General features: G+C 33.3%; 8 protein-coding genes. 6 read left to right on the forward strand and 2 right to left on the reverse strand.

Features of this window, described 5'->3' with window-relative positions; translation table 11 throughout:
- Positions 1–44: 44 nt before the first annotated feature.
- On the reverse strand, positions 45–1,685 hold the full coding sequence (locus QM536_08125) for a S41 family peptidase (GenBank protein ID MDI9356970.1): 1,641 nt from the start codon (positions 1,683–1,685) through the stop codon (positions 45–47).
- A 512-nt stretch (positions 1,686–2,197) separates the two neighbouring features.
- Here QM536_08125 and QM536_08130 point away from each other — a divergent pair.
- The 3 genes from QM536_08130 to QM536_08140 are packed head-to-tail and all read left to right on the forward strand — an operon-like array spanning position 2,198 to position 4,903.
- Positions 2,198–3,007 carry an SDR family oxidoreductase gene (locus QM536_08130; protein MDI9356971.1) on the forward strand — a complete coding sequence of 270 codons (810 nt, stop codon included), beginning with the start codon at positions 2,198–2,200 and terminating at the stop codon, positions 3,005–3,007.
- Between the two features lie 12 nt (positions 3,008–3,019).
- Complete coding sequence (locus tag QM536_08135) at positions 3,020–3,976, forward strand: glycosyltransferase family 2 protein (protein MDI9356972.1); 957 nt, start codon at positions 3,020–3,022, stop codon at positions 3,974–3,976.
- A 3-nt stretch (positions 3,977–3,979) separates the two neighbouring features.
- Positions 3,980–4,903 carry a sterol desaturase family protein gene (locus QM536_08140; GenBank protein ID MDI9356973.1) on the forward strand — a complete coding sequence of 308 codons (924 nt, stop codon included), beginning with the start codon at positions 3,980–3,982 and terminating at the stop codon, positions 4,901–4,903.
- A gap of 51 nt (positions 4,904–4,954) precedes the next feature.
- Here the strand turns inward: QM536_08140 and lpdA are convergent, their stop codons facing one another.
- Positions 4,955–6,346, reverse strand: a complete 1,392-nt coding sequence (lpdA, locus tag QM536_08145) for a dihydrolipoyl dehydrogenase (GenBank protein MDI9356974.1) — start codon at positions 6,344–6,346, stop codon at positions 4,955–4,957.
- 183 nt (positions 6,347–6,529) lie between these two features.
- Between lpdA and QM536_08150 the strand changes: the two genes are divergently transcribed.
- The 3 genes from QM536_08150 to QM536_08160 all read left to right on the forward strand — a co-directional run.
- The gene (locus QM536_08150; GenBank protein MDI9356975.1) at positions 6,530–7,249 is read left to right on the forward strand and encodes an SAM-dependent methyltransferase; all 720 of its coding nucleotides are present in this window, start codon (positions 6,530–6,532) and stop codon (positions 7,247–7,249) included.
- A 97-nt stretch (positions 7,250–7,346) separates the two neighbouring features.
- The gene (locus QM536_08155) at positions 7,347–9,443 is read left to right on the forward strand and encodes an N-6 DNA methylase (GenBank protein ID MDI9356976.1); all 2,097 of its coding nucleotides are present in this window, start codon (positions 7,347–7,349) and stop codon (positions 9,441–9,443) included.
- A 161-nt stretch (positions 9,444–9,604) separates the two neighbouring features.
- Positions 9,605–10,079 (forward strand): DUF559 domain-containing protein (locus QM536_08160; GenBank protein ID MDI9356977.1); only part of this gene is annotated, 475 nt, incomplete at its 3' end.

Raw genomic sequence — 10,079 nt, forward strand, 5'->3', positions numbered from 1 at the left:
AAAGGAGTTTTTATATATTTAAACATCAATACATGAGTTTCACCTCACTTCCCTAAAAGTTTATTATATTCCTTGATATCTCGAAATAACTCCACTGCTTTTTGAATATCCTCATCGTCTGCAAAAGTCGTTTCTATAACTCCTTTTTGAAGATAATACATAGAAGCAATTCTCTGCTCTATTATTTTTTTTATTTCTTCTTTATGCTTCCAAATATCTTTTGCTTTTTCCTCTTCTATTTTTTGAGAGAGAGCGGAAAGTTCCTTTTCAAAAGAGATATATGCCCCCTCTTCTTTCAGAGATGCAGTCATATCTTGGTATATATCCTCTACTTCTGTTCTATAAGGCGTCTTTTTGCTCTTATACCAATTCACAAATTCTTGATATTCCGCATCAGAGAGCTTAAAGTCCAAAGCAGGGGGAATAGTAGAGTGAGTATAATAATACCGTATTGCAAATGTTAAAATAAGTCCTTTAGAATCTATTTGATAGGCAAGCTCTGAATACTTTTTTACAGCAGTAATAACATCGGGATTGATACCATCTCCATCATAAACCGTTCTCCCTCCCTTTGTTTGAAAAGGAACCCTGAGAGAATCATCTGTTTTCAGAACTTTCTTATCTTTGTTTTTACGAGAATAATCAATTGCCTGTATACATCTGCCACTTGGAATATAATATTTAGAAACAGTTACTTTGAGCTGGTTATTATAAATAATCGGCTTGGTAATCTGCACGAGTCCTTTTCCATAACTTTTCTGTCCAATTATTAATCCTCTATCATAATCTTGCATAACTCCCGCAACTATCTCCGAAGCAGAAGCACTATGGTCATTTATCAATACAATCAGCGGTGTCTCCGTATCTACGGGAGTATTAAGAGTACCGTATTGATGCTGTAGATCCTTTTGTTTTCCTTTTGTTTCTACAATAAGAGAGTTTTTTGGAAGAAATATATTAGAAATATTCACCGCTTCGTGCAAAAGCCCACCTGGATTATTTCTCAAATCTAAAATTATATACTTTGCCCCTTTTTCTTTCACCTCTTTTATCGCTTTTTTTACGTTTTCACCCGCACCTGAGGTAAATTCTACTAATTTTATGAGTGCTATCTCGGATTGAATAATATCTTTGTAAATAACATTTTCTAAAGTTATTTTTTCTCTGTCTACTTGAAAGAGCATATTATTAGGAATCCCGTATCGTTTTATAGATAACTGAAACAATTTTTTAGATTGCCCTCTCAATAACTTTCCTAATTGGGTTTCTGTTAAAGAATTCGTCAGCACTCCATCTACAGAAATAATTGCATCACCTATTTTTAAACCCGCTTTCTCTGCGGGATACCCTTCTTGCAAAGAAAAAATGGTATGTTCCCCTTCTATAAGTATAGTAGATACTCCTATTCCTCCATACTCACCTGTGACAGAAGTTCTATAATCTTCTATTTGATCTTCGGGAATAAGCACGGTATAAGGATCCAACGATGAAAGCATCGCATGAATCCCCACATTCATAATACTGGTGGGATTTATCTCATCTACATACAGATTGTTAATTTCTTTATAGGTATTCGCATAGATTTCTAAACTTCTCGATATTTCAAAAAGAGAATCATTGGAATGTATAAACCCTGCAACACCTATAAATGCAATAATGATGAACGTATAATATCTTTTTTTCATTGTTTTGTAATAATGTTTTTTTATTTTAATGAGTAAAAAATAACAAATCTATAATCCGCAAGGTATAATTTTTTATAAAAAACAAACAATATGAGTAATGTATGTTATAAAAATCTCAATTATAGTGAAAAATATCTATACATAAAATAAACATATTAAGAATTATAAGGAAATAGAAGAAGTATTTATTTTTTTCCGAAGCATTTATTTATTTTATGTATTTGTATCATTTTTATAAGTTTTCATTGAAAAAAATTGAACATATATCAAAAATAATCAAAATAGATATTATGTTATTATTTTATTTTTTGTATCATCCCAAATGCTAATGAGGAGTGTTTTTTTATTTTTCGGGGTTCATAAAAGACACAAAAATAAAAAAATAACCTTTTGTAAAAGAGGAGATGGTTTAAAAAAAGTGGATAGTGTGGAGGTAAAAAAGAGAGAGGTTTTGGAAGCGGAGAAGATAATATAAGAATTAACGATTCATAATTTATAATTAATAATTAACTATGTATAGTCTTTTAAAAGGAAAAAGGGGTATCATATCAGGTGCCTTAGATGAAAATTCAATTGCGTGGAAAGTAGCTCAAAAAGCGAATAAAGAAGGAGCAATTTTTACATTAACAAATGCTCCAATAGCGATGAGAATGGGGAAAATTAATGAGCTATCCAAAGAATGCAACGCAGAAATTGTCCCTGCGGATGCTACATCGATAGAGGACATTACCAATCTCATTCAAAAATCTACTGATGTTTTAGGAGGGAAGATAGATTTTATACTGCATTCCATAGGTATGTCTACTAACATCAGAAAAAATAAATCATACGGCGAACTTAATTACGAGTGGTATATGAAATCCTTAGACGTATCGGCTCTTTCGTTTCATAAGATGATGCACGTTGCGGAAAAATTAGATGCACTCAACGAATGGGGATCTATTGTAGCACTTACCTATATTGCGGCTCAAAAAACATTCCCTTTTTATACAGATATGGCAGATGCAAAAGCTACCTTAGAGTCAATAGCACGTGGATATGGCTATCGTTTAGGGAAATTAAAAAAAATAAGAGTCAATACTATTTCACAATCTCCTACCAAAACCACAGCAGGTTCAGGAATAGAGGGATTTGATGATTTTTTTGACTTTGCAAATAAGATATCTCCTTTAGGAAATGCTTCTGCGGAAGATTGTGCTAACTATTGTATCACGCTGTTCAGCGATTATAGTAGAATGGTTACGATGCAAAATCTTTTTCATGATGGTGGTTTTTCTACAACGGGTATATCAGAGGAAATAATGGACGTATTTAAAAAATAAAAACGTCTGTTCATGAATCATTTACAGAAAGAACCATTTTTTATATCCATTGTTATTCCTATAATGAATGAATCGGGGAATATAGAAGTATTATTGGACAGGATTAGTGCATCTTTGCAAGATCTTGAACGGTATGAAATAATTTTTGTAGATGATGGTTCTACCGATGAAACCCTTTCTCTTCTCAAGCAGTATCATTCTCATAATAAAAGAATACAATACCTTTCTTTTTCTCGAAATTTTGGTCATCAAAATGCCCTCAAAGCGGGTCTCCACTTTGCAAATGGAGATTGTGTTATCAGTTTGGACGGCGATTTACAGCATCCACCGGAACTCATACCCGAACTCATAGATAAATGGCTGAGTGGTTATGATGTTGTTTATACCATCAGAAAAGAAGACATCCATTTAAGTTTTTTGAAAAGAAAAACTTCTCATTTTTTTTATAAACTTATGAATATTGTATCAGATGTTCAATTAGAAGAGGGGAGTGCTGACTACCGTCTTATGGATAAATACGTAGTAGAGGTAATAAAAAAATTAGACGAGGATTCTCTTTTTTTCAGAGGTATTACAAAATGGATTGGGTTCAAACAATGCTCTATAGAATATACACCTGCCCAAAGAACTTGGGGAGAATCAAAGTATCCGTTTAAAAAAATGGTGCGTTTTGCGGTACAAGGCATCACTTCTTTTAGCATACAACCACTTTTTTTAGCTATATATTTAGGTTTTTTCTTTTCTTTTTTATCAGTACTTTATATACCCTATATAATATATACAATGTATACAAACTCTCATGTTCCTGGTTGGGTTTCTATTCTTATGACCGTAGTATTTTTTGGAGGAGTGCAGCTTATAGTATTAGGAATTATGGGCGTTTACATTGGAAAGATATTTATAAGTCAAAAGAAACGCCCTGATTATATCATAAGAGAAAAAAGTGATTTTCTTACTGAAAAAAAATAAAAAATGGAACAATATATTTCTCTCTTTCTCAATGGATATACAAATTATTACCACTATCTTCTATCGGAAATAACCTTTCAATATACGCATAAGCCATGGTGGGAAAATTATTTTTACATGCTTATTACCGTAAGTGTGTTTTTTTTTCTATTAGAAATAATAAGGCCTTGGCGAAAAGAGCAACCTCTCCTGAGAAAAGGATTTTGGTTAGATATTTTCTATATGTTTTTTAATTTTTTTTTATTTTCTTTATTGGTTTATAATGCACTTTCTGACGTAGCCGTTCATTTGTTTTCTCAGTTTTTATCTCTCTTTGGGGTTTCCAATATCATTGCTATTCGCATAGAGCAACTCCCTCGTTGGCTACAGCTTTTTGTTTTCTTTATAATAAGAGATTTTATACATTGGTGGATTCATAGATTGCTCCATTACTCATCTTTTTTATGGAATATTCATAAAGTGCATCATTCTGTGGAAGAAATGGGATTTGCAGCTCATCTACGATATCATTGGATGGAAGGAATTATTTATAGAGGATTAGAATTTATTCCTCTTTCTCTGATTGGTTTTGGAATAGATGATTTCTTTTTTGCTCATTTTATTTCTCTTTCTATTGGGCATTGGAATCATTCTAATATTCATATAGATATATATTTTTTGAAATATATATTTAATAACCCTGCCCTTCATATATGGCATCATGCGGAAAAAGTTCCCGCAGATAAGAAATACGGGGTCAATTTTGGTATTTCTTTAAGTGTTTGGGATTATCTTTTTAGAACTGTATACGATAAAAGAGACGGTAAAAATGAGAAACTAGGGTTTGATACCATAGCCACTTTTCCTCAATCGTTTATCAGGCAAAATTTTAGTATTCCAATCAGAGGCAATGAGACCTTCCACAATAAAAAAAACCCGAAGAGGTGAAATAAATTTCACCCCCCTTCGGGGTTTGTAAATGTATTTTATTCTTTTTTTTTATAAATGAATTACTTCCCCATAAGCCGCTGCGGTTGCTTCCATAATAGATTCAGATATAGTAGGGTGTGGATGAACCGACTTGAGTATTTCATGCCCTGTGGTTTCTAGTTTACGCGCTACTACTATCTCAGCAATCATTTCGGTTACATTGGAACCTATAAAATGAGCCCCCAGAAGCTCTCCATATTTTGCATCGTAGATAACTTTTACGAATCCTTCCGATGCTCCACCTGCTTTTGCTTTTCCGGAAGCGGAGAATGGAAATTTACCTATTTTGAGAGAGTATCCTTTTTCTTTTGCGGCTTTTTCTGTGAAGCCAACAGAAGCTATTTCGGGGGAGGTGTAAGTACAAGCGGGTATATTATTGTAATCTAATGGGGTAGGAGAGTGTCCGCATATCTTTTCTACACATATAATTCCTTCAGCAGATGCTACGTGTGCAAAGGCTTGTCCTTTTACAATATCTCCTATTGCATATATCCCTTCTACATTGGTTTTATAAAAACTATCTACTACTACCTTTCCTTTTTCAACAGATATACCCACTTCTTCTAATCCTATACCTTCTATATTGGTAGTTATTCCTACCGCAGAAAGCACTATATCGCATTCTACTATGGTAGTGCCTGTTTTTGTTTGTATGGTGACTTTATTTTTTGGGGAAGAAGTATCTACTTTTGTTACTTCTGACTCTGTTTTGATATCTATACCTATTTTTTTCAATGACTTTTCCATTTGTTTTGAAATATCTTCGTCTTCTAAGGGAACTATATTGGGTAAAAATTCTACTAAAGTGACTTTTGTTCCCATAGTGCTGTAAAAATAAGCGAACTCTGATCCAATTGCTCCCGAACCAACGACTACCATACTTTCGGGTAGTTTTTCCAAAGTCATTGCTTTTCTATATCCAATAATGCGTTTATTATCTAAAGGCATAGATGGGAGCTCCCGTGAACGTGCTCCCGTAGCAAGGATGATATGCTTTGCAGGATAATCTACTTTTTTGCCTGTTGTATCACTTACTTCTACTATTTTTCCTTTTTTTATGATACCAAATCCCTGTATGATATCTATTTTATTTTTTTCAAATAAAAATTTAATTCCTTTGCTCATACCCGCTGCGATATTTCTACTTCTGTTTATCACTCCTTTGAAATCAGCAGAGGGGTTTTCTACAGAAATACCATAATCCTTTGCATGTTTTATATAATTAAACACCTCAGCGCTTTTGAGGAGGGCTTTTGTAGGGATACATCCCCAATTGAGACATATTCCTCCTAATTCCTCTTTCTCTACCACTCCCACTTTCATTCCTAATTGTGAAGCTCTGATAGCTGCCACATAACCACCAGGGCCACTTCCTATTACTATTAAATCGTATTGTATCATATATAATGAATTATTATTAAAAATCTTAAAAACTATACGTATTCTCTGTCAATAACATTATTCGCTAAATTATATTTTTTTTTCTAAAAGTATGAAATATATCTTTAAAGTATTATTTTATGAAAATATAATGAGTAAGATATGTATAAAAATATAATAATTTTCTAAAAATAAAACTACCCCATGTCAAAAATATATCTGTTACCCACTCCCATTTCTTTATACGAGCCATTACAAATAATTACCGACCAAGAAAAAAAAATTTTGCAAACACTTCGCTGGTTTTTGGTAGAAGATGTACGAACCGCAAGAAGATTCTTACTCAGTATGAAGTTAGAAGGTTTTTCTTTGCAAGAAATCCAATTGGATACATTAGATAAACATACCGATACTACTCAACAAAGAGAGTATATACAAAAAGTTTTGATGGGAAACAGCGTGGGCATTCTATCAGAGGCAGGTTGTCCTGCGGTAATGGATCCGGGAAATCAATTTATTGCTCTGGCACAGAAAAATAATATACACGTGGTACCCGTAGCGGGACCTTCTTCTCTCATGTTGTCTCTTATGGCATCGGGATTGAATGGACAAAACTTTACTTTTCACGGATACTTTCCTATTCCCAAAGAAGAATGTATTCAAAAAATAAAACAAGTGGAAAGAGAAATACAAAAACAGGGAAATACCCACATATTTGTAGAGACTCCTTATAGAAATCAAAAAGTTTTGGAAACCATTCTTACTACCGCACAGAATACTACCTATCTTTGTATTGCATGCGAGATAACATCCGAAGCCGAATATATACAAACAAAATCTATACTGCAATGGAAACAAACCCAAGTAGATATACAGAAAAAAAATTGTGTGTTTTTGTTTGGAAACTTTGTAGAAGGATTCTAAAACTTTGACTCACTTGCAAAATAATAAACATTGATTTTTTAAAATTTACCTTTATTTACAAAAAAATACAAATATCTTTTAACTTAAAATACATATCATGACAATAACAGATATACTCAAAGAGAGCAACTATAATATTGCATTGTTTCCCGATGCTGAAATACAACAGTTGGAAACAGAAATTTCATTCCGTAGTGAAGAAAAAAAAACTCCTTACATAAAGTGTGCAATTCGTGAAAAAGAAATCAAATTAACACCCGAAGAAATTGTAAGACAGCTCTATGTGAAACGATTAATCCTCCATTTCAAATATTCTAAAACCCTTATCCAATTAGAAGTTGGTATAAATTTTGGTATGGAAGTAAAACGAGCCGATATAGTTGTCTATGATACCAATAGACCCGATGCACCTTATATAATTGTAGAACTCAAAAAACCAAAATTAAAAGAAGGTAAAGAACAATTAAAAAGTTATTGCAACGCAACAGGTGCACCTATTGGAATTTGGAGCAATGGCGGAACAGAACAATTATATCACCGACAAGATCCCAATTATTTTAGCGAACTCTCCGACTTACCTTTGGGAAACGAAAACCTCGACGACTTTTTAAAAAAAAGAAATCAATACACCATTCTCGATCTGTTGATACATGATAAACTACAAGAAAAATCTCTCAAACAAATCATTGAAGAACTTGAAGACGAAGTTTTGGCAAATGCAGGAGTAGATGTATTTGAAGAAAGTTTTAAAATGATTTTTACAAAACTCTACGACGAAAAACAAAGCGGTGAAGATATTACAACAATTCAAAAATGGTTAGAATTTAATCCTGACAAAACTATAAATGATATTCCCGAAACTGTTTCTAAAAAATTCCGAAAACTTCAATTCCGTAATATTGGAACTGATAAACAGGTAAAAGATAATTTTGAAGAACTTTTTGCCGAAGCACAAAAAGAATGGAAAGGTATATTTGCGGCAGGCACACAATTAAGCCCACGCATGACACCATCGCATACAGCAATTTGTATTTCATATCTGCAAAACATAAAATTATTTAATTCAAATCTGGAAATAGTGGATGAAGCATTTGAATATCTGGTAAATAAAAGCAATAAAGGCGAAAAAGGGCAATATTTTACACCACGATATGTAATTGATATGTGTGTAAAAATGCTAAATCCCCAAGCAGAAGAATTTATGATTGATACCGCTTCGGGTAGTTGTGGTTTTCCTGTTCATACCATTTTTAAAGTGTGGCAGGAGCTTAACCCCGAAGAAAGTCATTTATTCACAGCCCAAGACAAAACCAAAGAACAAGTTAAATATGTTCGTGATAAAGTGTTTGCAATTGATTTTGACGACAAAGCCGTAAGAGTTGGTAAAACGCTGAATATTATTGCAGGTGACGGAGAAACAAACGTATTGCTTTTAAATTCACTTGATTACGAAAGTTGGAACGAAGCCGCCAAAGACAGTGCATTTGACAAAGATTTTGGAACAGGTTTTAAAAATCTAATCAATTTGAGAACCAACCAAAAAGAAACCAACGGAAGAAAAGATTTTCGTAATTTCAAATTCGATGTTTTAATGGCAAATCCACCCTTTGCAGGAGATATAAAAGACAGCAAAATAATTACAAAATACGAACTCGGCAAAAAACTTGATAGTAAAGGCAAATCCAAGGGATGGACAGATAAAATAAGTCGTGATATTTTATTTGTGGAACGAAACCTCAATATGCTGAAATCCGGAGGACGTATGGCAATAGTGTTGCCGCAAGGACGATTTAACAACAGTAGCGATAAAACGATTCGCCATTTTATTGCCGAACATTGCCGAATACTTGCAGTAGTTGGTTTGCATGGCAATACTTTTAAACCACATACAGGAACAAAAACAAGCGTTCTCTTTGTACAAAAGTGGGACGAAAAATTATGTCCATACCAAGATGATTATAATATATTTTTTGCAACTCAATTAATATCAGGGAAAGACAGTAGCGGCGAAAAAATGTACGAAACCGAAACCATAACAGAACACGGAATAGAAACCATAAAACAGAAAAAAGACCGCTACGGACACTCAATAGTAAAACACGACCTGTTTAATACAGACGGACTAACAAAAGACGGAATAGCAGAAGCATTTATACAATTTGCCGCAAAAGAGAAACTCAGTTTTTTTCAATAAACCCTTTCTGTGGTGATAATACAGAAAGGGGCAAACTAATAACGGCTGATTTCTTAATTAAAAATAATATTTCTACTGATGGTTTAATTTTTAGTAGTTATCACTTACCTTACAATCATAAACTAAAACAATTTAGTCGTGATTTAAGAAATAAAAGTGAATTGTCGGAAATATTACTTTGGAATGAATTAAAAGCAGGTAAAATGTACGGTTATACTTTTAATCGTCAAAAACCTATTCTTAATTTTATTGCCGATTTTTATTGCAAGCCGCTTAATTTAGTTATTGAAATAGACGGCGCAAGTCATTTTTCGGAAGAGGCAATTGCAAAAGACAAAGAACGTGATAGACAAATGAATGTCATAGGGCTAAGAGTTTTGCGGATTTTAGATAGTGATGTAAGAAAGGATATGCAAAATGTATTGAGGGTGATAGAAATTGCTGTTCTGACTCCCCCTAACCCCCTCAAAGAGGGGGAACAAACTCCTCCTTTTAAAAAAGGGGAACAAACTCCTCCTTTTAAAGAGGGGGAACAAACTCCTCCTTTTAAAGAGGGGGAACAAACTCCCCCTTTTAAAAAAGGGGAACAAACTCCTCCTTTTAAAGAGGGGGAACAAACTCCCCCTTTTAAAAAAG

It is taken from the genome of Chitinophagaceae bacterium (assembly GCA_030053935.1).
Lineage (GTDB): Bacteria > Bacteroidota > Bacteroidia > Cytophagales > JASGCU01 > JASGCU01.

What these genes read in the sequence shown, in the direction of transcription:
- QM536_08125 (MDI9356970.1), bottom strand. Translation starts at nt 1,685, where the DNA reads ATGAAAAAAAGATATTATACGTTCATCATTATTGCATTTATAGGTGTT.
- QM536_08130 (MDI9356971.1), top strand. Translation starts at nt 2,198, where the DNA reads ATGTATAGTCTTTTAAAAGGAAAAAGGGGTATCATATCAGGTGCCTTA.
- QM536_08135 (MDI9356972.1), top strand. Translation starts at nt 3,020, where the DNA reads ATGAATCATTTACAGAAAGAACCATTTTTTATATCCATTGTTATTCCT.
- QM536_08140 (MDI9356973.1), top strand. Translation starts at nt 3,980, where the DNA reads ATGGAACAATATATTTCTCTCTTTCTCAATGGATATACAAATTATTAC.
- lpdA (MDI9356974.1), bottom strand. Translation starts at nt 6,346, where the DNA reads ATGATACAATACGATTTAATAGTAATAGGAAGTGGCCCTGGTGGTTAT.
- QM536_08150 (MDI9356975.1), top strand. Translation starts at nt 6,530, where the DNA reads ATGTCAAAAATATATCTGTTACCCACTCCCATTTCTTTATACGAGCCA.
- QM536_08155 (MDI9356976.1), top strand. Translation starts at nt 7,347, where the DNA reads ATGACAATAACAGATATACTCAAAGAGAGCAACTATAATATTGCATTG.